Annotated in this window: 20 protein-coding genes; 11 read left to right on the plus strand and 9 right to left on the minus strand. The window is 68.9% G+C overall.

What is annotated here, in order from left to right; genetic code table 11:
• Positions 1 to 2 precede the first annotated feature (2 nt).
• The 5 genes from ACEVFP_RS10340 to ACEVFP_RS10360 all read left to right on the plus strand — a co-directional run bounded on the left by ACEVFP_RS10340 (position 3) and on the right by ACEVFP_RS10360 (position 7,391).
• Positions 3 to 3,395: a bifunctional proline dehydrogenase/L-glutamate gamma-semialdehyde dehydrogenase gene (locus tag ACEVFP_RS10340; protein WP_374999378.1), complete on the plus strand. Its 3,393-nt coding sequence runs from the start codon at positions 3 to 5 to the stop codon at positions 3,393 to 3,395.
• Between the two features lie 102 nt (positions 3,396 to 3,497).
• Complete coding sequence (locus ACEVFP_RS10345; RefSeq protein ID WP_374999379.1) at positions 3,498 to 4,493, plus strand: ABC transporter substrate-binding protein; 996 nt, start codon at positions 3,498 to 3,500, stop codon at positions 4,491 to 4,493.
• An 87-nt stretch (positions 4,494 to 4,580) separates the two neighbouring features.
• On the plus strand, positions 4,581 to 5,612 hold the full coding sequence (locus ACEVFP_RS10350) for an ABC transporter permease (protein ID WP_374999380.1): 1,032 nt from the start codon (positions 4,581 to 4,583) through the stop codon (positions 5,610 to 5,612).
• The gene (locus ACEVFP_RS10355; RefSeq protein ID WP_374999381.1) at positions 5,602 to 6,630 is read left to right on the plus strand and encodes an iron chelate uptake ABC transporter family permease subunit; all 1,029 of its coding nucleotides are present in this window, start codon (positions 5,602 to 5,604) and stop codon (positions 6,628 to 6,630) included. Before ACEVFP_RS10350 ends, ACEVFP_RS10355 begins: the two co-directional genes overlap by 11 nt.
• Positions 6,627 to 7,391 carry an ABC transporter ATP-binding protein gene (locus ACEVFP_RS10360; RefSeq protein WP_374999382.1) on the plus strand — a complete coding sequence of 255 codons (765 nt, stop codon included), beginning with the start codon at positions 6,627 to 6,629 and terminating at the stop codon, positions 7,389 to 7,391. The genes ACEVFP_RS10355 and ACEVFP_RS10360 overlap by 4 nt, the downstream gene beginning before the upstream one ends.
• Positions 7,392 to 7,403: 12 nt before the next feature.
• Here the strand turns inward: ACEVFP_RS10360 and ACEVFP_RS10365 are convergent, their stop codons facing one another.
• On the minus strand, positions 7,404 to 8,024 hold the full coding sequence (locus ACEVFP_RS10365; RefSeq protein ID WP_374999383.1) for a trimeric intracellular cation channel family protein: 621 nt from the start codon (positions 8,022 to 8,024) through the stop codon (positions 7,404 to 7,406).
• A 487-nt stretch (positions 8,025 to 8,511) separates the two neighbouring features.
• Here ACEVFP_RS10365 and sepH point away from each other — a divergent pair, with 487 nt between their 5' ends.
• Positions 8,512 to 9,477 (plus strand): septation protein SepH, encoded by a 966-nt coding sequence (gene sepH / locus ACEVFP_RS10370; protein ID WP_374999384.1) that lies wholly within the window; start codon positions 8,512 to 8,514, stop codon positions 9,475 to 9,477.
• A gap of 20 nt (positions 9,478 to 9,497) precedes the next feature.
• Here the strand turns inward: sepH and ACEVFP_RS10375 are convergent, their stop codons facing one another.
• Positions 9,498 to 10,160, minus strand: a complete 663-nt coding sequence (locus ACEVFP_RS10375) for a thymidine kinase (protein WP_374999385.1) — start codon at positions 10,158 to 10,160, stop codon at positions 9,498 to 9,500.
• Positions 10,161 to 10,236: 76 nt separating this feature from the next.
• On the opposite strand from ACEVFP_RS10375, the gene ACEVFP_RS10380 reads away from it, so the two are divergent.
• Positions 10,237 to 10,875, plus strand: a complete 639-nt coding sequence (locus ACEVFP_RS10380) for a hypothetical protein (RefSeq protein ID WP_374999386.1) — start codon at positions 10,237 to 10,239, stop codon at positions 10,873 to 10,875.
• Between the two features lie 20 nt (positions 10,876 to 10,895).
• On the opposite strand, the gene ACEVFP_RS10385 is transcribed toward ACEVFP_RS10380, so the two are convergent.
• The 5 genes from ACEVFP_RS10385 to ACEVFP_RS10405 form a co-directional block, all read right to left on the minus strand.
• Positions 10,896 to 12,020, minus strand: a complete 1,125-nt coding sequence (locus ACEVFP_RS10385) for an alkaline phosphatase family protein (RefSeq protein WP_374999387.1) — start codon at positions 12,018 to 12,020, stop codon at positions 10,896 to 10,898.
• Complete coding sequence (locus ACEVFP_RS10390) at positions 12,017 to 12,598, minus strand: DUF5998 family protein (protein WP_374999388.1); 582 nt, start codon at positions 12,596 to 12,598, stop codon at positions 12,017 to 12,019. Before ACEVFP_RS10390 ends, ACEVFP_RS10385 begins: the two co-directional genes overlap by 4 nt.
• Positions 12,598 to 15,300 carry a GNAT family N-acetyltransferase gene (locus tag ACEVFP_RS10395; protein WP_374999389.1) on the minus strand — a complete coding sequence of 901 codons (2,703 nt, stop codon included), beginning with the start codon at positions 15,298 to 15,300 and terminating at the stop codon, positions 12,598 to 12,600. The genes ACEVFP_RS10390 and ACEVFP_RS10395 overlap by 1 nt, the downstream gene beginning before the upstream one ends.
• Before the next feature lie 745 nt (positions 15,301 to 16,045).
• Complete coding sequence (locus ACEVFP_RS10400) at positions 16,046 to 16,342, minus strand: hypothetical protein (protein WP_374999390.1); 297 nt, start codon at positions 16,340 to 16,342, stop codon at positions 16,046 to 16,048.
• 225 nt (positions 16,343 to 16,567) lie between these two features.
• A complete protein-coding gene (locus ACEVFP_RS10405; protein ID WP_374999391.1) occupies positions 16,568 to 17,149 on the minus strand; it encodes a hypothetical protein in 582 nt (193 codons plus the stop codon).
• Between the two features lie 522 nt (positions 17,150 to 17,671).
• On the opposite strand from ACEVFP_RS10405, the gene ACEVFP_RS10410 reads away from it, so the two are divergent.
• From ACEVFP_RS10410 to ACEVFP_RS10425, 4 genes are all read left to right on the plus strand, one after another.
• On the plus strand, positions 17,672 to 20,131 hold the full coding sequence (locus tag ACEVFP_RS10410; RefSeq protein WP_374999392.1) for a DNA topoisomerase (ATP-hydrolyzing) subunit A: 2,460 nt from the start codon (positions 17,672 to 17,674) through the stop codon (positions 20,129 to 20,131).
• A gap of 125 nt (positions 20,132 to 20,256) precedes the next feature.
• A complete protein-coding gene (locus ACEVFP_RS10415; RefSeq protein WP_374999393.1) occupies positions 20,257 to 20,967 on the plus strand; it encodes an LppX_LprAFG lipoprotein in 711 nt (236 codons plus the stop codon).
• A gap of 4 nt (positions 20,968 to 20,971) precedes the next feature.
• Complete coding sequence (locus ACEVFP_RS10420; protein ID WP_374999394.1) at positions 20,972 to 22,705, plus strand: MFS transporter; 1,734 nt, start codon at positions 20,972 to 20,974, stop codon at positions 22,703 to 22,705.
• 9 nt (positions 22,706 to 22,714) lie between these two features.
• Positions 22,715 to 23,215: a beta-class carbonic anhydrase gene (locus tag ACEVFP_RS10425; RefSeq protein WP_374999395.1), complete on the plus strand. Its 501-nt coding sequence runs from the start codon at positions 22,715 to 22,717 to the stop codon at positions 23,213 to 23,215.
• Positions 23,216 to 23,219: 4 nt separating this feature from the next.
• Here the strand turns inward: ACEVFP_RS10425 and ACEVFP_RS10430 are convergent, their stop codons facing one another.
• Positions 23,220 to 24,053 (minus strand): DUF1707 domain-containing protein, encoded by an 834-nt coding sequence (locus ACEVFP_RS10430; RefSeq protein ID WP_374999396.1) that lies wholly within the window; start codon positions 24,051 to 24,053, stop codon positions 23,220 to 23,222.
• Positions 24,054 to 24,134: 81 nt separating this feature from the next.
• On the minus strand, positions 24,135 to 26,189 hold the full coding sequence (locus ACEVFP_RS10435) for a type IIA DNA topoisomerase subunit B (RefSeq protein WP_374999397.1): 2,055 nt from the start codon (positions 26,187 to 26,189) through the stop codon (positions 24,135 to 24,137).
• Positions 26,190 to 26,197: the final 8 nt, after the last annotated feature.

Here is a 26,197-nt window from a genome sequence, read left to right on the forward strand (position 1 = left end):
CCATGACCGAACCAGAACTCGCCGACCGCAGCATCGCCCTCGTCCGCTCGTGGATCGACCCGCGCGGGGGGCGTGGACGTCGGCCTGACCGGTCGGCCAAGCGCCTGGCCAAGCTCCTGAAGGACCCCGCCGGGCTGGAGTTCACGATCGGTTTCGTCGACCGCGTGGTCCGCCCCGACGACGCTGCCGTAGCGGCCCACAACCTGCGTCACCTGGCCAAGGGAACGCCGCGGTTCCTGCCGTGGTTCCAGCGACTCCTCATCAAGACCGGCGCCCTGTTCTCGCTGCTGTTCCCGACCCTCGTGGTGGGCACCGCCCGCTGGACCCTGCGACGCATGGTGGGCCATCTCATCGCCGACGCCCGGCCGGAGAAGCTGGGCAAGACCGTCGCCAAGCTCCGCAAGCGAGGCGACCGGCTCAACATCAACCTGCTCGGCGAGGCCGTGCTGGGCGAGCAGGAGGCCACCCGCCGCCGCGACAACACCCTGGAGCTGTTGAGACGCGACGACGTCGACTACGTCTCGGTCAAGGTCTCCTCGGTGGCCAGCCAGCTGTCCATGTGGGCCTTCGACGAGACCGTCGAACGCGTCGTCGAGCGTCTGGTCCCGCTGTACGAGCAGGCCGCCCAGGACGGCTCGTTCATCAACCTCGACATGGAGGAGTACCGCGACCTCGACCTCACGCTCGCGGTCTTCTTCACCGTGCTTGACCGCTTCCCGGACCTCGAGGCGGGCCTGGTGCTGCAGGCCTACCTCCCCGACGCCGTGGAGGCCATGCAGCAGGTGCAGACCTGGGCCGCGGCGCGCCGCGCGGCCGGTGGCGCACCCGTGAAGGTCAGGGTCGTCAAGGGTGCCAACCTCGCCATGGAGCGGGTCGACGCCCTCATGCACGGCTGGCCGCTGGCCACGTGGGGCTCCAAGCAGGAGTCCGACACCAACTACAAGCGTGTGCTGCGCTGGGCCATGACTCCGGAGCGCATCGACGCCGTGCGCATCGGGGTCGCCGGGCAGAACCTGTTCGACATCGCGTACGCCTGGGAGCTGGCGCGCGAGCGTGGCGTCACCGACGGCATCGAGTTCGAGATGCTGCTCGGCATGGACTCCGGGCCGACCTCCGGCGTCCGCGAGGACGTCGGCAACCTTCTGCTCTACACGCCGGTCGTGCACCCCGACGAGTTCGATGTCGCCATCTCCTACCTCGTGCGTCGCCTGGAGGAGAACGCGAGCGATGAGAACTTCATGTCGGCCGCCTTCGACCTCGCCTCCGACGAGGAGGCGTTCCAGCGGGAGGCCGACCGGTTCGTGGAGTCCCTCAAGGCGCTCGACGACTCCGTGCCGCCGCCGCACCGCAACCAGGACCGGCACGGGGAACACATCACGCTCGGTGGCACGGGCTTTGCCAACACCCCGGACACCGACCCCTCCACCGCCGCCAACCGTGAGTGGGGTCGCCAGATGCTGCACCGCTCCACGTACACGCAGCTGGGCACGAGCACGATCGATGACAACAAGGTCCACGGTCCCGCGTCCTTGGAGACGCTGGTCCAGCAGACCCGTCAGTCCGGTCAGGCGTGGGCCGCGCGCGGCGCCGACATGCGCTCATGGGTCCTGCACGAGGCAGCCGGCGCCCTCGCCGCACGGCGCGGCGACCTCATCGCGGTCATGGCCGCCGAGACCGGCAAGACGATCGACCAGGCCGACGTCGAGGTGAGTGAGGCGATCGACTTCGCCCGCTACTACGCAGAGTCAGCGCGCCGACTCGACGTCGTCGACGGTGCGCGGTTCGAACCGGCCGCGCTGACCGTCGTGACACCTCCGTGGAACTTCCCGGTGGCCATCCCGGCGGGCTCCGTGCTCTCCGCGCTCGCCGCCGGCAGCGGCGTCATCATCAAGCCGGCACCGCAGAGCCCTCGCTGCGCGGCCGTCGTGGTCGAGGCCCTCTGGCAGGGCGGCGTCCCTCGCGACGTGCTGCGCTACGTCAGCATGGAGGAGGGCGAGCTCAGCCGGTCGCTCATCTCGCACGAGTCGGTGGACCGCGTCATCCTCACCGGGGGCTGGCAGACGGCTCAGCTGTTCCGTTCGTGGCGGTCCGACCTGCCGTTGCTGGCCGAGACCAGCGGCAAGAACGCGCTCGTGGTCACGCCCAGCGCCGACATCGACCACGCGGCCCACGACCTCGTGCGCAGTGCGTTCGGGCACGCGGGACAGAAGTGCTCGGCCGCGAGCCTCGGCATCCTCGTCGGCTCGGTGGCCGGGTCCGAGCGGTTCCGCCGGCAGCTCCTGGATGCCGTCGCCTCGACCAAGGTCGGCTGGCCCCACGACCCGGAGGTCCTCATGGGGCCGGTCGTGGAACCACCCACGGGCAAGCTTCACGACGCGCTCACCACGCTCGGGGAGGGCGAGGAGTGGCTGGTCGAGCCCCACCAGCTGGACGAGTCCGGCCGGTTGTGGTCTCCGGGGGTTCGGCTGGGCGTGCGTCCGGGCAGCGAGTTCCACACCACCGAGTACTTCGGTCCCGTCCTGGGCCTGATGGCCGCCGAGAACCTCGAGCAGGCCATCGAGTGGCAGAACGCCACCGACTTCGGGCTGACGGCTGGCATCCACTCCCTGGACCCCGAGGAGGTCAACACCTGGATCGACCGGGTGGAGGCCGGAAACCTCTACGTCAACCGCGGCATCACCGGTGCCATCGTGCAACGCCAGCCGTTCGGCGGCTGGAAGCGCTCGTCGGTCGGCACCACCTGCAAGGCCGGCGGCCCCAACTACCTCACGCACCTGGGCTCCTGGCACCCGCAGCCGTTGCGCTCACGCGGCGACGACGTCGAGCTGAGCTCCGGTGTCGCACAGCTCGTCGAGGCCGCTTCGCGGGCGCTGGATGCGGATGCCGTCGAACAGCTGCGCGCCGCCGCTGCATCGGACGAGATGGCCTGGCAGCGTGAGTTCGGCGCGGAGAAGGACGTCTCCGGGCTCGGGGTGGAGCGCAACGTCTTCCGCTACCGCCCGGTGCCGGTGCACATCCGCGTCGGCGACGACCTCCTGGCGACCGCGCGCGTGCTGGCGGCCGCCAGGCGCGCCGGCGGCGAGGTGACGGTCTCGAGCCCCGTCGCGTTGCCCGAGGGTCTCGCCCCGGGACACGTCGTGCAGACTCCCGCGGAGTGGATCACCCAGATGGCCGAGGAACGACCGAGCCGCATCCGCCTGCTGGAGCCGCTCGCCCTGGAGGTGGCCGACGCCGTCGGCGGCGACCCGGACGTCGCGGTCCACGCCGGGGAGGTCACGTGGTCCGGGCGCATCGAGCTGCTGCCCTTCCTGCGGGAGCAGGCGGTGTCCATCACGACGCACCGCTTCGGCAACCACGACGCATCCTTCGACGCCGTTCTCCCGCGTCGGGACTGACGCCACGCCGCTGGGGCCGCCCGTCAGGCGACCAGTCGACTCCGATAGCCTATTGAGGCAATGCTTACCTAAGTAGGCCTAGACACGGAGGAAACGACGTACATGTCCACAGCGAAGCGCCACGGAGTCACCGCGCTCGTCGGTATGGCCCTCACGACCATCGCCCTGACGGGCTGCTCCAGCGCCGAGGGCGAGGGATCCCATGAGGGCGCCGGGAGCGGCGAGTTCCCCGTCACCGTCACCGACCTGGCCGGTCACGAGGTCACGATCGAGAGCGCCGACAGTGTCGCCGTGACCCACAACCAGTCGTTCGGCGTTCTCGAGTCGTGGGGCGTGCAGCCGACCGTCGCGGCCCGCTCTCTCATGAGCGACAACAACCCATGGAGTACCGACGAGTCCATCCTCGACACCGGAACGCACCACGAGCCTGACTTCGAGCAGGTCGTCGCCGGAGCTCCCGACCTGATCATCAGCGGTGGTCGCTACCAGGATCACGCGGACGACCTGCAGAAGGCCGCACCTGACGCCGCCTTCGTCGACATGACGAACGACGACCTCAGCGCCGACGAGTATGTCGTGGAGACCGTGACGCTGCTGGGCGAGATCTTCGGGCACCAGGACGAGGCGCAAGCGCTGATCGACGACTTCCACGCCGCGGCGGACGAGGCACGAGAAGCGTACGACTCCGAGACGACCGTGATGGGCCTGGTCACCACCGCCAACGAGATCCGTTATGCGTCCCCCGACGAAGGCCGGGGCGCCAGCGTCTTCTTCGAGCTGCTCAACCTGACACCTGCGCTGGATGCCGAAGGCTCGTCGAACCACCAGGGCGACGACATCTCGATCGAGGCCATCGCTCAGGCGAACGCAGACTTCCTCCTCGTGCTGGATCGCGACGCCGCCGTGGCCGGCGACGAGGAGGAGCCCACGCCCGCGATGGAGCTCATCACCGAGTCGCCATCACTGGCGAACGTGCCCGCCGTCCAGAACGAGGCGATCTACGTCATGCCCGGCGACTACTACCTCACCGAGGACCTCGTCGCCTTCACGGACGTGTTGGAGGGTCTCGCCGAGGCGTTCACCAGCGCACAGCAGTAGCAGCATGCGTCATTGTCGACTTCGTCACGGCCCCCGGGGCCGTGACGAAGTCGCACGTCTGCACGACACCATCGGAGTGCCGCTTCCATGACCTCTCCCCCCACCACGCGGCGCGTCACGAAGGTTGACGCGCTCTCGTCGTCGGGCCGCGCCGTCATGGGCCAGTCATGGTGGCGCAAGACCTGGCCACTTCTCCTCGCGATGGCGTTCACTCTCGGCCTGCTGACGGTCTCCGTCTTCACCGGCGTCGCCGACATCACCGACGCCGCCGGCCGTGAGTTCGTGTGGATCACGCGCATCCCACGAACGGTGGCCCTCGTACTGGCGGGCGCGAGCATGGCGATGGCCGGGCTGGTCATGCAGCTGATGACGCAGAACCGGTTCGTCGAGCCCACCACGGTCGGCACCACCGAATGGGCCGGGCTCGGGCTCCTGCTCTCCTACGTGGTGCTGCCGTCCCCGGGCATCATGACCAGGATGGTCGTCGCCATCATGTTCGCCTTCGTCGGCACGATGGTGTTCTTCGCGTTCCTGCGGCGCGTCACGCTGAAGTCGTCGCTCATCGTGCCGATCGTCGGCATCATGTTCGGAGCGGTCGTCAGCGCCGTCTCGACGTTCATCGCGCTGCGGTACGACCTGCTGCAGATGCTCGGCAGCTGGTTCGCGGGCCGCTTCACGGGGGTGGAGGCCGGCCGGTACGAGCCGCTGTGGATCGTGGTGGCCATCGCGGTCGTGGTCATGGTCCTCGCGGACCGGTTCACCGTCGCCGGCCTCGGCAAGGACGTCGCGACCAACGTGGGTCTCAGCTACGAGCGGATCGTGTTCCTCGGCGTGGCGCTCGTCGCGGTCGTGACCGGTGTCGTCACCGTGGTGATCGGCGCACTGCCCTTCCTCGGTCTCATCGTGCCGAACCTGGTCTCCCTGGTGCGCGGCGACAACCTACGCACGAACATCCCCTGGGTGTTCCTCACCGGTGTCTGGATCGTGACGGTCTGTGACCTCATCGGCCGGGTCGTGATCATGCCGTTCGAGGTGCCCGTCTCACTGGTGCTTGGTGTCGTGGGCGCGGCGGTGTTCATCACTCTGCTCGTGCGACAAAGGAGCGCCGGTGCACGCTGACACCGCAGTCGTCGAGCAGCGCCGCGTCGGCCCCTACACCAGCCGCAGTCACCGCTCGCGCTACATCGTCATCCTGCTGGGCCTCGTCGCTCTCGCAGTGCTGCTGACGCTGCTGACACTGGGCTGGAGCAACTCGCAGGAGCCCTTCAGTGAACCCTGGTGGCGGATCACCGCCATGCGGGGCACGTCCGTCATCGTGATCGCGCTGGTCACGTTCTGCCAGGCACTCGCGACCGTGACGTTCCAGACGGTCACGCACAACCGCATCATCACGCCCTCCATCATGGGGTTCGAGTCGATGTACGTGCTCGTCCAGACCGGCATCGTCTACTTCTTCGGCGTGTCCGGGTTGACGAACTTCGACAGTCTCGGCAGGTTCCTGCTGCAGGTGGGCGTCATGGTCCTGTTCGCCGTGCTGCTCTACACCTGGCTGTTGTCGGGCAGGTTCGGCAATCTGCACGTGATGCTGCTGGTCGGCATCATCATCGGCACCGGCCTCGGCGCACTGTCGACGTTCATGCAGCGGATGCTCGACCCGAACGAGTTCGATGTCCTCACGGCTCGCCTGTTCGGCAACGTCGGCAATGCGAACACCGAGTACCTCTCGCTCGTGATCCCCGTCTGCGCGGCGGTCGGCATCGGAATCTGGATGCTCGCCCGTCGGCTGAACGTGATCGCGCTTGGCAGTGACATCAGCCAGAACCTCGGTCTGCACCATCGACGCCAGCTGATGCTGATGCTCACCCTCGTGGCGATCCTCATGGCGATGAGCACGTCGCTCGTGGGACCGATGACATTTCTCGGCTTCCTCATCGCCACGCTCGCCTACTCGGCCACTGACACCTACGATCACCGCCGAATCCTGCCAGTGGCGTGGCTCCTCGGCTACGTCATCCTGACGGGCGCGTACTTCCTGCTCCGGCATGTGTTCTCGATGGTGGACACCGTCACCATCATCGTCGAGCTGATCGGTGGCGCCGTCTTCCTCATCGTCATCCTCAGAAAGGGGCGGCTGTGATCCGCCTGACCAATCTCGTCAAGCGCTACGGTGCCGACGTCCAGATCGGCCCGGTCTCGCTCGACCTCCACGGCAGCGGCATCATCGGCCTCGTCGGGCCGAACGGCGCGGGCAAGTCGACCATCCTCACCATGATGGGCCGACTCCAAGCCCCCGATCAGGGCACGGTCGAGATCGATGGGCAGGACGTGCACAGCACGCCCTCGAAGCAGATCGCGAAGACAGTCTCCATCCTGCGTCAGGAGAACCACTTCGTCACCCGACTCACCGTGCGGCAGCTGGTGAGCTTCGGTCGGTACCCCTACAGCGGAGGCCGTCTCACGCCGCACGACGAGGACAAGATCTCCGAGGCCATCGACTTCCTCGACCTCACCCAGCTCGAACAACGGTTCCTCGACCAGCTCTCGGGTGGCCAGCGGCAGCGCGCGTACGTCGCGATGGTACTCGCGCAGGACACCGACTACCTGCTGCTCGATGAGCCGTTGAACAACCTCGATGCCCAGCACTCGGTGCAGATGATGCAGCAGCTACGCAAGGCGGCCGACGAGCTCGGCCGCACAGTGGTGATCGTGCTGCATGACATCAACTTCGCCGCCGCCTACAGCGACTACATCGTGGCCATGGAGGATGGCAGGGTTGCCGTGCATGGCACGCCCGAGGACATCATCCGCGACGACGTACTCACCAGCGTGTTCAAGACGCCCGTACACGTCGTCGACGGCCCCGGCGGCAAGTTCGCGGTCTACCACCGAGTGGAGTAGCCGGCGAAGCGCTCAGCCACGGTCGACACCCGGCGGCAGCGGAGCCCGCCAGCCACGCCACAGGGCCAGCAGGCGCCACACCAGGCACACACCGGCGGCGACGACGTACGTCCAGGCCCCCAGGCCCTGTTCCGCCGCGAGGACGGCGAGCAACGCGCCAGTGAAGGCCGGGGTCGCGTAGAGCTCCTCACGGAAGACCACCGGCACTCGTCCGGCCAGGACGTCGCGCATCATGCCCCCGCCGATCGCGGTGGCCAACCCGCACAGAGCGGCCGGCAGGACACCCAGCCCGGCCTCGTGCGCCTTGACCGCGCCGGTGACGCAGAACAAGGCGGCGCCGACCGCGTCCAGCACCCCGATCTGCTTCTCCATGCGACCCACCGTGGGATGGAAGAAGAACACCAGGATCGACGAGGCCACCGGCGCCACGAGGTAGCGCCAGTCGACGAAGGCCGCTGGCGGGACCGCGCCGATCAGAAGGTCGCGCACGATGCCGCCACCGAGGCCGGTGATGCCACCCAGCACCAGGGCACCGAAGACGTCGAGCTCCTTGCGGACCGCGACGAGCGCACCCGTCGCCGCGAACACCACGATGCCGAGCAGGTCCAGCATCACCAGGGAGACATCGGGCACGGCTTCATCATGCCGCCCACGGCCCGGCACCCCCGCCGGGGGCCTGAACGATCTCAGGGTCACGGCGTCGTGCCGGCGGTAGCACTCCCGGGGTCCGGATGCCGCCCACGGCCCGGCACCCCCGCCGGGGGCCTGAACGATCTCAGGTACGGCGTCGTGCCGGCGGTAGCACTCCCGGGGTCCGGATGCCGCCCACGGCCCGGCACCCCCGCCGGGGGCCTGAACGATCTCAGGGTCACGGCGTCGTGCCGGCGGTAGCACTCCCGGGGTCCGGATGCCGCCCACGGCCCGGCACCCCCGCCGGGGGCCTGAACGATCTCAGGGTCACGGCGTCGTGCCGGCGGTAGCACTCCCGGGGTCGGGATGCCGCCCACCAGCCCGGCACCCCCTGCTCGGCCCTGTGCCGCCGGTCGTCCGCCTTGCGCGTGTCGACCCGATTTCACGGGCGCCGCTCCCTACCATGGTCTGGAACGACGTGGGAGGCGACATGCGCGATCTCGGTCCCGACCGACTGAGTGAGGACGGGCGGTACGTCCTGTTGCGCGACCCCTCCGGTCAGGAGTCCTTCCGCGTTCCCGCCGATCGTCGCCTGAGGGCCCTGATCGACGCCGCCTCCCGATCCCGGGAGCGCTCGTCCGGCCAGATGGAGTTCACGATGGAGAGCACGCTCAGCCCCCGCGACATCCAGACCAGGATCCGCCGCGGTGAGTCAGTCGCCGAGGTCGCCGAGGCAGCCGGCGTGTCCACGGAGCAGATCGAGGGCTTCGCCGGTCCTGTGCTGGCCGAGCGCGAGTACATGGTCGAGCAGGCCCGCAAGACGCCCGTGCGTCGCAAGCACGTCGGCGGCGCAGGCGTCATGCTGGGCACGATCGTCGGTGAGCAGCTCGCAGAGAACGGACAGAGCCCTGACGATGCCGCGTGGGACGCCTGGCGGCGCGAGGACGGCCGGTGGACGGTCGTCGTCTCCCCGCGCTCGAGCGCCAGCGCCTCGTTCCTGTTCGACCACAAGAGCCGCTTCGTGCTGCCCACGGACGAGCCCGCCCACGACCTGGTGGGCGACGTCGCGCTGGTGGAGTCCTCGGAGATGGCCATCGCCGACGCCCTGCAGTCACAGGACCCACTCGTGCCCACCGTCCTCAGCGAGGACGTCGACGCTGATGTGGCCGTCGAGGACCCCCAGACCCCGACGGCCCGCATCTCCTCCATCAAGGAGGCCCGCGACCGCCGCGCACAGGAGCAACAGTTGTCGCTGCAGGACATGGAGGAGGAGCCGGAGGACGTCGAGGCAACCGACGAGCCGCCAGGGACCGACGACGAGCTGGAGCACGAGATCGCCGAGGAGCAGGCCCGCATCGCCGTGCCGGACGACTCCGTGGCTCCGCGCAAGAAGAAGGCCGAACGGCGACGCGTTCCCAGCTGGGACGAGATCATGTTCGGCGGACGCGACGACTGAGCCGGTCGGCCGAGGGGCGGTCAGTCGAACGGCAGAACATCCGGCGACAGCGCCGACGCCTTGGCGGTGGCAGCCGTCATGCGACGCCGGTGGTGGCGCCGGCACAGCACCTCATAGCCGACCGTCGGTGCGGGCCGGTCGTCTCCCTCGACGTCGCCGACGACAATCACGTCGCCCTCGGTCACCATCTCGCCGTCCGCGGTACGGGCGTTGTGGGTGGCGCGTTCACCACACCAGCACAGCGCCTCGACCTGCAGGGTGTGGACCCGGTCGGCGAGCTCCACCAGGCGTGCCGACCCCTCGAACAGGCGACTGCGGAAGTCGGTCAGGATGCCGAAGCAGAAGACGTCGATACGCAGCTCGTCGGCGACCTTGGCCAGGTCCTCAATCTGCCGCCGGGTGTAGAACTGGGCCTCGTCGCACACCAGGTAGTCGATGCGGCCTCCCTGGGTGAGCTCGTCGACGATGTAGTCCCAGAACCCGAAGCTCTCACCCACCTCCACGGCGTCCACGGACAGACCCAGTCGGCTGGACAGCGTGGCCTCCCCCGCCCGGTCGTGGCTGGTGAACACCCGGCCGACGCGGCCACGGGATCGGTGGTTGTGGTCGAGCTGCAGCGCGAGGGTGCTCTTGCCGCAGTCCATCGTGCCGGAGTAGAAGTCGAGTGACGCCACGCCGACCATCCTCCCAGCGCCACCTCGGGGCGCGCGTAGGGCACGCTGGACGAGCTGTCGGCAACACATGTGAAGGAGTGGCTCGATGATCGAATGGCCCGGCGCCCTGGAGCCAGGGGCATACCCGGACCACCTGGTAGCCCGGTCCCAGCGACTCGCCGACGCGGCGCGCGCCGCCGACTGGGCGGCCGTGCGACTCGCGCTGGAGGAGAGCCCGCCGATCGGCGGGGTGACGAGCTGGCGGATGAGTGGATCCTCATGGTTCACACCCCTGCACCATGCTGCCCGGCACGGCGCCCCCGTGACCGTGGTGGAGGAGCTCCTCGCACGTGGCGCCCTCACGACCTTGGAGGACTCCTCCGGTCAGACGGCCCACGACGTCGCCAAGCAGCAAGGGCACGAGCACCTCATGGCCCTGCTGGTGCCTCGGGTGGAGCCCTCGGACGTGCTACGACGTCAGAGCGGACACCTGGACGACCTCGTGCAGGAGCTGGCGGTCCCACCCGTGCGCACGCCACTGCGGGCACCGAGCGCCGCCGTCGTCCTGGAGGCAGCGGAGATTCGCTTCGCCGTTCCGGGCTACTCCGGTGGCATCACCTTCCGTGCCGACGAGGTGGGCAGGCTCCACGTCAGCTCGTCCTCACGGCTGCTGGCCGGAGGAGCCCGCTACCACGTGGTGACGCGCAAGGACCTGGTGCTGGTCGACTTCGGCTGGGATGTCTGAACGCCCGACGTCACTGCGGCTCAGTGGGCCACCAGGACGGGGATGTTCCGCTCGGCGTCGGTGATCGATCCGTGGAAGCCGGCCATCTTGAACTCGATGGCGAAGTCCATCGAGGAGAAGACCGCAAAGTCGCCCAGCGCGGCGACCACGACGTCGCCGATGCGGGGCCGCACCCGCTCGTCGATCGGCCCGAGCCAGTCCTCCAACCCCTCCTGGGTGCGCACCACGGCGCGCTCTCCCAGGACCTCGGCCCAGTGCCCGGCGACGTCCTGCTCGGCGCCGCTGCGGGTGTACACGTGGCGAAAGCGCGCCTCCCCCGCGATGAGCGTGACGTCGTCGCGCAGTGACGGGACGCTCTCCATGTCGAAGCGCCCCTCGTCCGGCAGGTCCACCATGCCGTGGTCGGACGTGACCAGCAGCACCGTGTCGACCGGTAGCTCGGCGCGCAGCCGGGCGAGGTCGTGGTCGATCGTGGTGAGCATGTCTCGCCACTGCCCCGAGGTGCAGCCGTACCGGTGTCCGGTGTGGTCCAGACGGGACTCGTAGGCGTACACCAGGCCACGGGTGGTCTCTTCCACGACGTCGAGCACGACGTCCTGCCGCTCCCACACGGACCCGATGCCGTGGAAGGGCACGCCGCGCTGGCTGCACAGCGTCAGGCCGCTGCTCTCGAACGCCGCGTCGTTGACCACCGAGGCCGCCATGCCGGTGGCGACCATCCGCTCGAGGACGGTGGTGTGGGGCTGCCACTGCAACGGGTCGACGTCGTCGGCCCAGGACAGGGCGTTGATCCGCCGACCCGACGCCGGCTCACGTGAGGTGTAGCCGACGACACCGTGCTGCCCGGCCTGCAGGCCCGTGCCGAGCGAGGTCAGGCTGGTGGCAGTCGTCGACGGGATGCCGCTGCGCACGCCCGGGATGCCGGCGAGTGCGGCCAGGAACGGGGCGGCGTCGGCGTGCTCACGCAGCAGATCGGCCCCGAGTCCGTCCACCAGCACCACGACGTAGCGTGGCGCGCCGGGCAGCCCGAGCCTGTCGTCGAAGCCGGGCACACCGAGAGCGGCCGCGACCGACACCATGACGTCGTGCAGGCCGGGCCCGGCGGGACTCCCCGCGAACCGCTCGGGGGTCTGCGCGGCGGTCATCCGTCACGACCGGCGAGGTCGGCGCCGGTGGTGGCCGCGGACAGGCGCCGCGCGAACTCCAGCAGCCTCTCCAGTGCCCCGCCCCCGTCGGCGGCGGCGCTGAGGCGCAGCGAGAAGTCGTCGCCGGTGAGGTTGCCGGTGTACCCGTGGTCAGCCTCGCAGTCGGGATCACTGCAGCGTGCCGGTTCGAGGTCGATGTGCGAGACCGCGCCCCAGCCGATCGTCATCACGGCTTCCTCGAGCTCCTGCGTCTCGGCCGAGACCATGCGGGTGACCAGGACCGAGCGCACGCGATCGATGGCCACGGCCTCGCTCGTGGTGGAGGTGTAGTGGCGCGGCAGGAGGTCGTCGGGTGGGTGCTCGTCGGTGTGCACCAGGACCACACGGGAGTCGGTGAGCACCAGCACCGTCATGTGCCGACGGATCTCCTCGCGGTCGAAGGTCGGCTCGTGGTGCACCACGTGCGCCCGCACCTCTTCGCCCGCGAGGGCGTCGCGCAGACCCTCGGTCACGATCTGCGGGTAGTAGCCGCTGCGGGAGATCTCCTCGTACACACCGGTGGGTCGCTCGCGTCGCATCATGCGAGGGTATCGCCCGTCGCCGGTTGGCTGAGCCGGCGCACGTACCACTCGCCGCGACGGTCGGCCGACGGCACGACCTTGGCGCGCGCGCTCAGCACGGTGAGGCCGTCGTTGTTGACCAGGACCGGCTCCAGATCGAGCTCGGCGATCTCGGGCAGGTCGTCCTTCATGAGCGCGAGCCGCAGGATCAGGTCCTGCACGGAGGCGATGTCCACGGCGTCGCTGCCGCGGTATCCGTACAGCAGCGGGGCCGAGCGGAGCCCTGAGATCATGGCGGCCGCGTCACCGTCGGTCAGCGGCGGGATGCCGTAGGAGCGGTCGCCGAGCAGCTCGCTGGGTGCCCCGCTGAGCCCGAAGGACACCAATGGACCGAACAGTGGGTCCTCGGTGACACTGAAGGACAGCGGGATGCCGTCCGTGGCGTTGCGCTGCACGAAGAAGCGGGTCTCCTGGCGCATGCCGGTCCAGGTGGTGAGGTTGTCCCACGCCTCGGCCATGCTCTCGGCGTCGTGGATGCCGCGCCAGATGTGGGCGAGATCGGGCCGCGCCCGCAGGTGCTCGCTGCCGGCCTTCAGCACGACGTCCCAGCCGAGCTCCTCGCCCGCGGCGATCGCCTCGTCCTTGGTGTGGACGTTCATCCACGTCCACATGTCGATGCCGTAGCACTGCAGGATGGCGTGCGTCTGCTCCGTGGACAGGACGGCACCTCGGGGAGCCCGCTGCAGCACGTCTCGGACGATGGCGCGGGCATCGCCGGTGCGCAGGTCGAGGCGCGCCTGGAACTCCCCTGCGTCCCCGGCCACCCACTCGGCGTAGTTGACGACCCGTGCCAGCGCACGCACGGCGGACTCCGGTGCCGGGTAGGAGGGGACGGATCCACGTCCGGCCGAGCCGCCCAGGACGTCGGTGACGCGCAGGAGCTCGGGAACTCCCTCGGTACCGAGGAAGGTGGAGACGATCGGCTTGTCGGACTGCTCGCCGATGGAGGCCAGCACGTCGGCCACCTCCTCGCCGCTGGTGTTCAGCGGCGGGACGTAGACCACCATCAGCGCGTCGATGCCGGGATTGGCGAGCGCCTGCTCGACCGCCACCTCGAAGTCGTCCGCGCCGGCGTCGGCTCCCAGCGAGACGGGATCGCTCACCTGCAGGCCCGAGGCCGCGGCAGCGTCGGCGATGAGCAGTCCCATGGCGTCGGAGTTGCCGACGACACACAGCCGGTTTCCTGCCGGCAGCGGCTGGTGCGCCAGCAGCTGCGCGACGTCGAACATCTCCTCCAGGGTGTCGACCTGCACGACGCCGGCCTGGCGGAACATCGCATCGACGGCGGCCTGCGGCGCGGTGGACCGCCGCACCGCATGGCCCATGGGGACGCCCTGCGTCGACCTGCCGGACTTGACCGCCACGACGGGTTTGACACGTGAGACCCGTCGGGCGATGCGAGAGAACTTGCGCGGGTTGCCGATGGACTCCAGGTACAGCAGCACCACCTCGGTGGCGTCGTCCTCCTGCCAGTACTGCAGGAGGTCGTTGCCGGAGACGTCGGCACGGTTGCCGGCGGAGACGAAGGTGGACAGTCCGAGCCCCCGGCGTCCGACGGAGTCGAGGATGGCGGTGCCCAGCGCACCGGACTGGCAGAAGAAGCCGACACGCCCCTGGGGCGGCATGGCCGGCGCGAGGGAGGCGTTGAGCTGGACGTCGTGTGCGGTGTTGATGATGCCCAGGCAGTTGGGGCCGATGAGCCGCAGTCCGTAGGAGCGGCACAGGTTGAGCAGCTCTCGCTGGCGTCGGCGCCCGGCCGGCCCCTCCTCGGCGAACCCCGCCGAGATCACCACCAGTCCGTGCACGCCCTTGGCGGCGCAGTCGAGCACCACGTCGTTGACGGACTCGGCGGGGACGGCCACGATCGCGAGGTCCACCTCGCCGGGGATGTCTTTGACGCTCTTGTGCGCCGGGAGCCCGGAGACGGACTCTGCCTGGGAGTTGACGGCGTAGACGGCGCCTTGGAAGTCGCCGAGCACCAGCCCACGCACGAGGGCGAGGCCGATCGAGTCCTCGCGGCGGCTGGCCCCGACGACGGCAATGCTGCGGGCGGCGAAGATCCGCTCGATCGAGGCCGCCTCGGCACGCTGCTCTCGCGAGCGCATGACACCGACCGCCGACGTCGTGGGGTCGATCCGGAAGGCCAGGGTCTGCACCCCGTCCTCGACGCTGCCCTCGACCTGGTAGCCCATCTCGCGGAAGACCTGGAGCATCCGGGTGTTGGAGGGCAGGACGTCGGCCGTGAAGCGCTTGATGCCCCGCTCGCGCCCGGCCTGCGCGAGATGCTCCAGCAGGAGCTGGCCCACACCGCGTCCCTGGTGGGCGTCCTCCACGAGGAAGGCCACCTCGGCCTCGTCCTCGGAGACGGCGTCGTAGCGGCCGATGCCGATCAGGTCGTCGTGCAGCGTCACCACGAAGGCGACGCGACGGTCCAGGTCGACCGTGGTGAAGCGCTCGATGTCGCGCTCGGAGAGCTCCGGGTACGGCGCGAAGAACCGGTAGTACTTGGACTCATCGGAGACCCGGGAGTAGAAGGCGACGAGCCGCTCTGAGTCGGACGGGACGACGGGCCTGAGCTGGGCGACCCGTCCATCCTTGAGCAGGACGTCGGCGTCCCAGCCCCGGTCGACGACCGGACTGTCCGACAGCGTGTTCTCCACACCCCCAACCTACCGAACCGACACCTCATCCAGCGGGCCGGACGTCGACGCTGGAGTCTCCAGACACGCTGGGGCGGTTCGTCCGCAAGAACCTCCCGGGTCAGAGCAGCGGCGCTCCTCAGCACCACGGATCAGATGCCACCCATCCGTGCAGCAGTCCCGTTCGATGTGGCATAGGTGTTGCCGATCGTAGTCCCGCCCCGTCCCACATAGTCCTCCTCGCACCCTGGCAGACATTCGTTCCACCTGACCGATAACAGCGAGCACCATATGCGCGACGGGCCCGGCGGACGGCCGCGGAAAGGCCGTCTTGCGAGATCGCGTACTCCATCTCCATTAGGTTCACGTCAGTTGTGAACTCGTGAAGAGAACTATTGCAGTGACACTCCCCGCTGCACCGACAAGGGCGATCCATCGCCGCGAAGGCGATTCACGTTCCATCAGGTACACGGCGACTAGCATCAAGAAGGCGAAGCTCAACAGCGCAGCCGAAATCCGCTCCAGAACGCGCTGCTCTTGTAGGGCGACTCGCATCAAGTACAGACTCAAAGAACCGGCCAAGAGCGCTCGGAGGCCCTTTTTCACACCTTCCTCAGCGATCACCACCAGGGCCCGCATCCGTCTGCACCCCAAGTCGTCGTGGTAGACGTACCGACAGTGCGGAATGCGGTGCGAGAAGTGCCGCCCAGGTCAAGGCGACCAGTTCGAAGAGCGCGCCGCCTGACCTCTATGTCCCACACTGGCTCTACGCCCAGAACTTCCACTTTGCATTGCGAGCAGAGATGTCCGCTCGGATAGGAATCAGTTCGGTCAGTGGATGTGTCGCTAGCTCCTCGCCGTCGTCAACTCCGACGATCACGTCCACGCCACCCCCCTTGTACCGGTGCAGCTCAAGGTCGATGACGTACGTCTTGTCGTCCACCCCCTGCTCAGTGATGCGCCGTCCGTCGGGGCCAAGCATCCGCTCGACGTCTTGAAGCGACAACGACTCGAGGCGCGCGACTTGGTCGGCAAGAACTGCGCTCGCCGTCGCTCTTGACATCTTGCTCACCTCACTCGCCGACCGAACGGGAACTTGTCCGACAAGCGCTCCCCTTCGCTCGTCGGTTCTCGTTGCCTCGAGGTTGAATCGTTCGCCGATCGCGGCACGAGCGGTATCAATCACTTGTCTCGCCTCCACTGTCGCTCACCACCTTCTCCACTTCAGAACCCTGTCTACGAGAACCGTGACACCCCAGGCCCCTCGCGAGTCAGCCATTGACGACGCTCACGACCAAGAAAGGTCGGGCGGGAAGATGATTCCGATCATCACCGCACCAACCCCCAGGACGGCACCGGCCGCGGCAATGCACTTCCGAGCCAGAGACTCACGGCCCCCCATCAGATACATAACCACCAGGAGGGAGAACGTCGCACCCATCAGGATCGGAGCGACCCGTTCAAGCCCAGATTCGGTGCGAATTCCGATGCGAAAGGCGTAGATGCCGAGCGCTCCTGCGACGAGCAGCCCGATGCAGTCCTTCATCGTCACCGCCAGAACCCGCGACCCGACGCCGGCCGTCGAGGCGGGATGACGCGCGGGGTATGGCTCAAAAGTGTTCTCTTGGACGGACGTGCCGAGCTTCCATAGGCCGCTCCGCGAGTCGATGCCTGCCCACCCTGGGGCAGAGAGTCGCACTCTCCAGACTTCGCCGTCCCGGGACCAGACTCGTTGCCTCACCCGCCCGGCGATCGCGATCTCCGCGAGGGCGGCGGCCTCTTGAATTGAGATGTCGAAGGTTCGGCCACGGATCTCGTCAGTAGCGTCCGCAGTGCCGATCACGACATCGATCTCACGATCGTCGATCACCTCAAACCGCAAAGGTAGTGAGTGGGCCGCGCCCCCCGCTGGCCCGAAGTGGACTTCGGGGCCCGACTGACGGGTGTCAGCCTGTACGCCGCCCCGAGCAGCAGCCTCTCGGAGCTCGCGAGCGAGCTTCTCCGCTTGCTCCGACCGTGTCATCGTCATTTCTGGTACCCACGTTCGATGGTGACGTGAATTCGAGGTCGCACGAATCGCGCCTGATGACGCGGCACGCTCAACGTGCCGCAAACTCTCTCCGCCTCGTCACAGATTCAGGAAAAACGACTCATACGGGTCATGCTGACTGGGCCGACAGAACTATGGGCCACGACACACATGCCGTCGTGGAGCCTGGCTTGGTCCGTTCGACCCGTGGCGCGGCAAGCCAAGCTCGTCCCACCCGCGCGGTTCTCCAGCACAAGCGGTGCAACACGCAGTAGCCCACTACCGTTCTCCGGCGTGGCACCCGGCCGAGCTGGGAGCGCACGAGAGACAATGGGAGAACTGCCTGACCCGGGAGAGGACTGCATGGCCCGCCGCACCACCGCGAACCCCCCAGAGGAGTTCGACGAGCACATCATCGACACCGACATCTCCGATGAGATGAGTGCCAGCTACATCGAGTACGCCTACTCGGTCATCTACTCGCGCGCCATCCCCGACGCCCGCGACGGCCTCAAGCCCGTCCAGCGGCGCACCCTCTACACGATGGACGAGCTCAACCTCCGGCACGACCGCGGACACGTCAAGAGTGCCCGTGTCGTCGGTGAGGTCATGGGTCGCCTGCACCCGCACGGCGACTCCGCCATCTACGACGCGCTCGTGCGCCTGGTGCAGCCGTGGTCCATGCGCCTCCCGCTCGTCGACGGGCACGGCAACTTCGGCTCGCCCGACGACCCGCCCGCCGCCATGCGCTACACCGAGTGCCGCATGGACGCCGCCGCGGAGGCCATGACAGGCTCCCTCGACGAGGACACCGTCGACTTCCGCTCCAACTACGACGGTCGCGAGCAGGAGCCTTCCGTGCTGCCGGCCGCGCTGCCCAACCTCCTGGTCAACGGCGCCTCCGGCATCGCCGTGGGCATGGCCACCAACATCGCCCCGCACAACCTCGTGGAGGTCGTGCAGGCACTGCGCCACCTCATCGACCACCCCGGTGCCGACCTCGACGACGTGATGAAGTTCATCCCCGGACCGGATCTGCCCACCGGCGGGAAGATCGTCGGGCTGGACGGCATCCGCGACGCGTACGCCACAGGCAACGGCTCCTTCCGGATGCGCGCCACCGCGCGCATCGAGAACGTGACGCCCCGCCGCAAGGGCATCGTCGTCACCGAGCTGCCGTACAACGTCGGCCCCGAGAAGGTGATCGAGGCGATCAAGAAGCTCGTGCAGGCCAAGAAGCTGCAGGGCATCTCCGACCTCAAGAACCTCACCGACCGGCACAAGGGCCTCAACCTCGTGATCGAGGTCAAGAACGGCATCGTGCCGGAGGTGCTCCTGGAGCAGCTCTACAAGCTCACCCCGATGGAGACGTCGTTCGGCGTCAACGCCGTCTCGCTCGTGGACGGCCAGCCCCGGACCCTCGGTCTGCGCGAGATGCTCGACGTGTACCTCGACCACCGCTTCACGGTGGTCCGGCGGCGCAGCGCCTTCCGCCGCGGCAAGGCGTCCGACCGTCTGCACCTCGTCGAGGGTCTGCTCATCGCGATCCTCGACATCGACGAGGTCATCCAGCTCATCCGCAGCAGCGACGACCGCGGCCAGGCCCGCAGCCGCCTCATCTCGGTCTTCGACCTCTCCGAGGCGCAGGCCGACTTCATCCTCGACCGCACCCTCGGCAGCCTCACCAAGTACTCACGCATCGAGCTGGAGTCCGAGGCCGACGAGCTGCGCGCCACCATCGAGAAGCTCGATGAGATCCTCGGCGACGACGCCGTCCTGCGCGGTGTCGTCAGCTCCGAGCTCGACGAGATCGCCCAGAAGTTCGGCACGCCGCGCCGCACCGTCCTGCTGGAGTCCGCCGGCAAGGCCGTCACACCGACCTCCCCGTTGGAGGTCGCCGACGACCCGTGCTGGGTCCTGCTGTCCGGCACCGGGCTGCTCGCCCGCACCGGTGACGCCGAACCCATGGGCGAGCCCGGCCGTCGTGCCAAGCACGACGTCGTCGTCTCGGCCGTCAAGAGCACAGCACGCGGCGAGGTCGGGCTGTTGAGCAGCGACGGCACCGTGCGCCGTCTCAGCGTCCTGGAGATCCCCGCGCTGCCGCCCACGGCCCAGGCCCCGCACCTGCAGGGAGGCGTGCCGCTGCGTGAGCTCATCGACGCCACCGCCAGACCGCTGGCCCTCGTGACGCTCGACGAGAGCGGCCCCGGCATTGCACTCGCCACCCGACAGGGCGTCGTCAAGCGTGTCAAGCCCGACCACCTCAGCCGTGACTCGTGGGAGGTCATCAGCCTGGCCGACGGTGACGAGGTCGTGGGAGCCACCATGCTCACCACCGGCGAGGAGGAGCTGGCGCTCATCACCTCCGATGCCCAGCTGCTGCACTTCTCCGCCTCACTGGTCCGACCGCAGGGGCGCTCCGGCGGCGGCGTCGCCGGCATCAAGCTGTCCCCGGGCGCCAAGGTCGTCGGGTTCGGCGCCGTGCACGACATCGCCTCGGCCCACGTCGTCGGCATCGCCGGTGCCGGTGACGCCCTGCCCGGGACACAGGCTGGTTCTGCCAAGGTCACGCCGCTGTCGGTCTATCCCGCCAAGGGTCGCGCCACCGGCGGCGTGCGCTGCCAACGCCTGTTGAAGGGCGAGGACAACATCGTCCTCGGCTGGATCGGCGACGGTCTGCCCATGGCGTGCGCCACGAGTGGTTCAGCGGTGGAGCTCCCCGAGCCCACCGATCGGCGCGACGGTTCCGGCACCTCGCTCCCCCAGCCCGTCCTGGCCGTCTCCAGCCCCCCGGCACGGCTCTCGCCACCTGTCCACGCCTGAGGCGGGCGCCGGGGCCGAACGCGTCCTGCAGCACGTCCGTCGAGCCGCCCACGGCGCGGCGCGACCGGCACGCAGAATCCGGGCTGAAGGCGGTCGGCGATCACGACGCGTGCCAGACTGACGAGGTGCGTACCTCTCTGATCGGACTTGCCCTCCTCGCCCTGCTGCTGTCCGGCTGCACCGACAGCTCGGACGACGCCCCGAGCGCCGACCCCAGCGAGCTGGCCGAGCGCCTGTCGACCGCTCGTGCAGCCATCGACGACGCCGAGAGCCTCGAGGTCTCCCTCGCCACCGACGAGCTGCCGCAAGGGGTCACCGGCCTGCTGTCGGCCAAGGGACGCGGCAACCACGACCCCGCCTTCGAGGGTGAGGTCACCGTCGCCGCCGGTGGCACCAACCTGGACGCCGACGTCATCTCCGTCGACGATGACCTGTACGTCAAGACCGGCTTCTCCCCCACGTTCATGACCTTTGACCCGGACACCCTCGGCGCCCCTGACCCGGCCAGCCTGCTCAGGACCGACGACGGCGTGTCCCAGATCCTCCAGGAGACCGACGACCTCGCCGAGGACGGCCAGTCCCGCGATGGTGAGGAGGTCCTGACCACGATCACCGGAACACTTCCGGGCTCGGTGATCGCCTCGGTCCTGCCCACCGCCGACGAGACAGGCACCTTCCAGGTCCGGTACCGGCTCACCGATGACGACGAGCTGCGCGACGCCTCCATCTCCGGTCCCTTCTACCCGGACGTCGCCGACGTCACGTACCGCCTGAGCCTGACGGCATCCGACCAGCCCGTCGAGATCGAGGCACCGGCACGCGTCGGCGGCAGCTGAGGGCGTGGAGCGCACCGCACCGCGGCTCCTGCTGGGGCTCGCGGCCGTAGCGATCGGGTTCGCCGCGGCCGACACGTACGTCGTCGTGCTGGCCCTGCCGGACATGATGAGCGCCGGTGGGCTGTCGATCGATGAGCTCCAGCGCGCAGCCCCCATCGTCTCGGGCTTCCTGCTCGGCTACGTCGGGGTGCTGCCGCTCATCGGCCGGATCTCCGACCTGCGTGGCCGGGTCCCCGTCCTCCTCGGGTCGCTCGCCGTCTTCGCTGCCGGTTCGCTCATCACTGCCGCCGCCTACGACCTCACGACGATCGTGTCCGGCCGCGTGTTGCAGGGCATCGGCGGCGGCGGTCTCATCCCGCCGACCCTCGCTCTCGTCGCTGATCGCTGGCCCCCGGAGCGCCGGGGGCTTCCCCTGGGCATCGTCGGCGCGGTGCAGGAGCTCGGCAGCGTGCTCGGCCCCCTCTACGGCGCAGTCGTGCTCGCCTTCGGGTCCTGGCGGGACATCTTCTGGCTGAACTGTGGTGTCGGACTGCTGCTGGCCGCCGCCATGCTCCCGCAGCGCGGGGTCGAGCGTCCCATGGTCGTTCGACCCGGTCGGCCCGATCTCCTCGGCGCGGTCCTCCTGGTGCTGACGTTCGCGGCCCTCACGCTGGTGATGCTGGAGCCGGAGGCTCTCACCACGGGAGTGACCTCGGGCCTGGCCTTCCTGCCGGTGGCCGGCTCGTCACGCTGGCTCACCCCGGTGGCGCTCGTCCTGTTCGCACTGCTCGCCCTGTTCCTGCTGCGTCAAGCCACGGCACGACGTCCGTTGCTGGACTGGCGAGGCTGGTCGGGCCTGGCCGGTGAGACGGACCTGCTCGGCGCGGCGCTGATGACGCTGGGCCTGGGCTCGGTGATCGTCGCCTTCGCCTCCGCCGAGCCGGAGAGCGCCGCCATCTCCGATGCTGCACCGGTGCTGCTGCCGCTCGCCGCCCTCTCCTTCGCGGTCTTCGCCTGCCGGCAGCGGGTGGCCACCCACCCACTCATCCCCCGCGGTGCCATGGCCAACCGTGTCGCATGGGGTGCCCTGGCGGTCTCCTTCTTCGTCGGTGCGAGTCTCATCGCCGCCCTCGTCGACATTCCGTTCTTCGCCCGCCTCACGGTCGCGCCCGACTCCCAGCTGGACGCAGCGCTCGTCCTCGTCCGGTTCCTCGTGGCGCTGCCCGTGGGCGCCGTGATCGGCGGCTGGCTGCTCCGCTGGGTCCCGGCGTCATGGCTCACCGCCGGGGCCATGCTGATGAGCGCCGCGGCCTTCACCCACATGGCGACCTGGGACGCGCAGTCACTGGAGAGCGGGTGGGAGACGCTCTCGCTCGTCGCCGGCGGCCTCGGTTTCGGGCTCGCCATCGCGCCGGTCAACGCCGCCCTGCTCGCCCATACGGCCAGTGCCGTCCATGGTGTGGCCAGCGCACTGCTCATCGTGGCGCGCATGGTGGGGATGCTGATCGGCATCTCGGCGCTCACCACCATCGGCCTGCGGGCCTTCTACTCCGCCTCCGAGCGGCTGCCCACTGCCGGCGAGCTGTGCGATGGCGTGAACACCGCCTGCCCGGCCTATCGCGACGCGGTGCGCGACGCCGGGCTCACCCAGCTGCACGCCGTGTTCGCCGGCGCCGCGGTGTGTGCAGTGATTGCTGCCGTCCTCGCGCTCGTGCTGCTGCGGGACGCACCTCGCAGCCGCTCTGACGTCTCCCGATAGCCTGCTGACGTGCCTGAGAACTCCTTCGACGACCTGCTCGCCGCCAACCGCGACTTCGCCTCCACCTTCGATCTCGCCGGGTTCGACGGCATCGCCCGCGCTGGCGTCGCGATGGTGACGTGCATGGACTCGCGCATCGATCCACTGGCCATGATCGGTCTGCAGCCGGGCGACGCCAAGATCCTGCGCAACCCGGGCGGGCGAGTCACCGACCGGGCACTGGTCGCGGTGGTCCTCGGTGTCACGCTCCTGCAGGTCGACCGTGTGCTCGTGGTGCCGCACACCCGCTGCGCCATGGCGTCGGCCCCTGAGGAGGAGCTGCGACGCCGGGTCGGTGAGGTCACCGGCACCGATGCGTCGTGGATGTCGCTCGGCGCCATCGACGACCAGGAGAAGACCCTCGTGGCCGACGTGCACCGCATCCTGTCCCACCCGCTCGTGCCTGATCACGTCCAGGTGGGTGGCTTCCTCTACGACGTCGACACGGGTCTGCTCACGCAGAAGGTGTGAGGGCTCAACGCGCTCGAGTCGCCTCGTCGCCCTCGAGCTGCAGGCTGACCGCCTGCCCGACCGTGGGACGCACGTCCACGATGACGCTGAGGGAGTCGCCCCGCATGCCGATGTAGATGACCCGGGACTGGACGTCCGTCTCGCGCAGGTCACCGTGGTCCAGCGCCTGCTGGTACAGGGCAGCCGGCTCGAGATCGGCGAGGTCCAGGGTCTGGTGCCATTCGCGTCGCGGTGTTCTCGGCGAAGACTCCCAGGAGCCGTCGCGGTACCGCCACGGCGTGACCCACTCGCTGTCGGCCACGTCCACCGTCACCCGGGTCTCGGAGATCGAGGCATTCGTCGCCAGTGTCGCCCCGGTCTGCTCGCGCAGGCCCGCCAGGAGCTCCTCCCAGCCGGCCTGGGTCATCGGGTCGGTGATCGGCCGCTGCGTCGGGGCCGGCGTCACGCGCTCGATCGGGTCGGAGTCGACGGAGGACAGCATCGAGAAGACCAGGCCGATGAGTCCGGCCGCCACCAGGACGAGGACCACGGCCGTGGCGACCACCACCCTCACGACCTGGGGGCCGCCGGCCGGTGGTGCCGGCGTGCCGGGCTGCTGGACGCTGCTCGCGGCCGGGGACCTGGCCCATGCGGGCCCCGGGGCGTCGCCCCCTCCGACGTGCAGGTCTCGGGTGACCATGGCCACGTCACCCCGCGTCCGTGCCGCCTTGACCTGGGCGACCCGGCTCTCACGGTCCAGGGCCGTGATGCGACCCTGCGTGAAGGCGTTGTTCACCTCGCGGATGGCACGGCGTCGGTCCCCCCGCCCGGCTGAGGCCGGGTTGCTGATCGCGTCCACGCAGCGCAGCCTAGCGACTCCCCCAGTCTCTGCTCGCCCTGGCGTCACCCACGCTGTCCCGGGGCGGCGGGTGCTCCATCGTCAGGCGTCGATGGCTTCTGCGTCCAGGTCGTAGGCGCTCTGCACGATGAACTCCTTGCGCGGTGCCACCTCGTTGCCCATCAGCAGCTCGAAGACCTCGGTGGCCCGTTCGGCATCGTCGACCGTGAGCCGGCGCAGGGTGCGGCGTCGCGGGTCCATCGTGGTCTCCGAGAGCTGGTCGGCGTCCATCTCGCCGAGGCCCTTGTACCGCTGGATGGGATCCTTCCAGCGCAGGTTGCGGCGCTTGAGGTCGGCGAGCATCCGTTGCAGCTCGGCGTCGGAGTAGGTGTAGACGTACTTCTCCTGGCCCTTGCGGGGGTTGGTCAGCTCGATGCGGTGCAGTGGCGGCACTGCGGAGAAGACCCGTCCCTGCTCCACCAGTGGCCGCATGTAGCGGAAGAAGAGCGTGGCCAGCAGGCAGCGGATGTGGGCGCCGTCGGAATCGGCATCGGCCATGAAGATGACCCGCCCGTAGCGGGCACCGTCGAGGTCGAACGTGCGTCCGGATCCTGCACCCACCACCTGGATGATCGAGGAGCACTCGACGTTCTTGAGCATGTCGCCCACGCTGGCCTTCTGGACGTTGAGGATCTTGCCGCGAATGGGCAGCAGCGCCTGGAACTCCGAGTCACGGGCGGACTTGGCGGTGCCCAGTGCGGAGTCCCCCTCGACGATGAACAGCTCGCTGCGCTCGGCATCGCTCGAGCGGCAGTCGGCGAGCTTGGCAGGCAGCGCACTGGACTCCAGCGCGTTCTTGCGTCGCTGGTTGTCGCGCTGCTGGCGAGCCATGAGCCGGGTGCGGGAGGCACCAACGACCTTCTCCATGACCTGGCGCGCCTTGGCCTTCTGCGCCGCCTTGGTGGAGGTCAGGAACGTCTTGAGCTCGGCAGCGACCACCTTGTTGACGATGCGGGTGACCGCCGGGGTCCCGAGGACCTCCTTGGTCTGGCCCTCGAACTGAGGTTCGGCCAGGCGCACCGTGACCACGGCGGTCAGCCCCTCCAGCACGTCGTCCTTGATGACGTCGGCATCGCCGGTCTTGAGGAGTCTGGTGGTCCTGAGCACGTCGTTGAAGGTCTTGGTGAGCGCCCGATCGAAGCCCTGCACGTGCGTGCCGCCCTTGGGGGTGGCGATGATGTTGACGAACGAACGCACCGTCGTGTCATAGCCGGTCCCCCAGCGGACCGCGACGTCGACCCCGAGGTCGCGCTCGGTCTCCTGGGGAGTCATGTGGCCCTTGGAGTCCAGCACCGGGACCGTCTCGGTGAAGGTGCCCTCACCCTGCAGACGCAGGACGTCGGTGACCGGCTCATCGTCGCTGAGGTAGTCGCAGAACTCGGTGATGCCACCGTCGTGCCGGAAGGACTCCTCGCGAGGCTCCTCGCCCCGCAGGTCGGTGATGACCAGCTCCAGACCCGGGACGAGGAAGGACGTCTGCCGCGCGCGGTTCACCAGCTCCTCGTAGGAGAACATGGCGTTCTTGATGAAGATCTGCGGGTCCGCCCAGTAGCGCACCCGGGTCCCGGTCTGGGTCTTCTTGACCCGGCCACGCTTGTGCAGCGTGTTGTCGGTGGTGAAGTCCGCCGTGGGGCCGTCCCCCGAGAACACGCCCGGCTCACCACGGCGGAAGGACATCCCCCACGTGGCGCCGTTCTTGTCGATCTCGACGTCCAGACGGGCCGACAAGGCATTGACGACCGATGCTCCGACGCCGTGCAGACCTCCGGTGGCGTTGTAGGAGCCACCCCCGAACTTGCCGCCGGCGTGCAGCTTGGTGAAGACCACCTCGACGCCGGACAGGCCGGTCTTGGTCTCGGTGTCGACCGGGATGCCTCGTCCGTCGTCGGCAACCTCCACCGAGCCGTCGGCGTGCAGCGTGACCTCGATGCGTGAGCCGAAGCCACCCAGTGCCTCATCGACGGAGTTGTCGATGATCTCCCACAGGCAGTGCATGAGGCCGCGGGTGTCGGTGGAGCCGACGTACATGCCGGGACGCTTGCGCACGGCCTCGAGACCTTCGAGGACGAGCAGGTTGCGGGCGTCGTACGTCGACACGAGATGGG

Origin of the sequence: Aeromicrobium sp. CTD01-1L150, assembly GCF_041951745.1 — a bacterium.
Lineage (GTDB): Bacteria > Actinomycetota > Actinomycetes > Propionibacteriales > Nocardioidaceae > Aeromicrobium.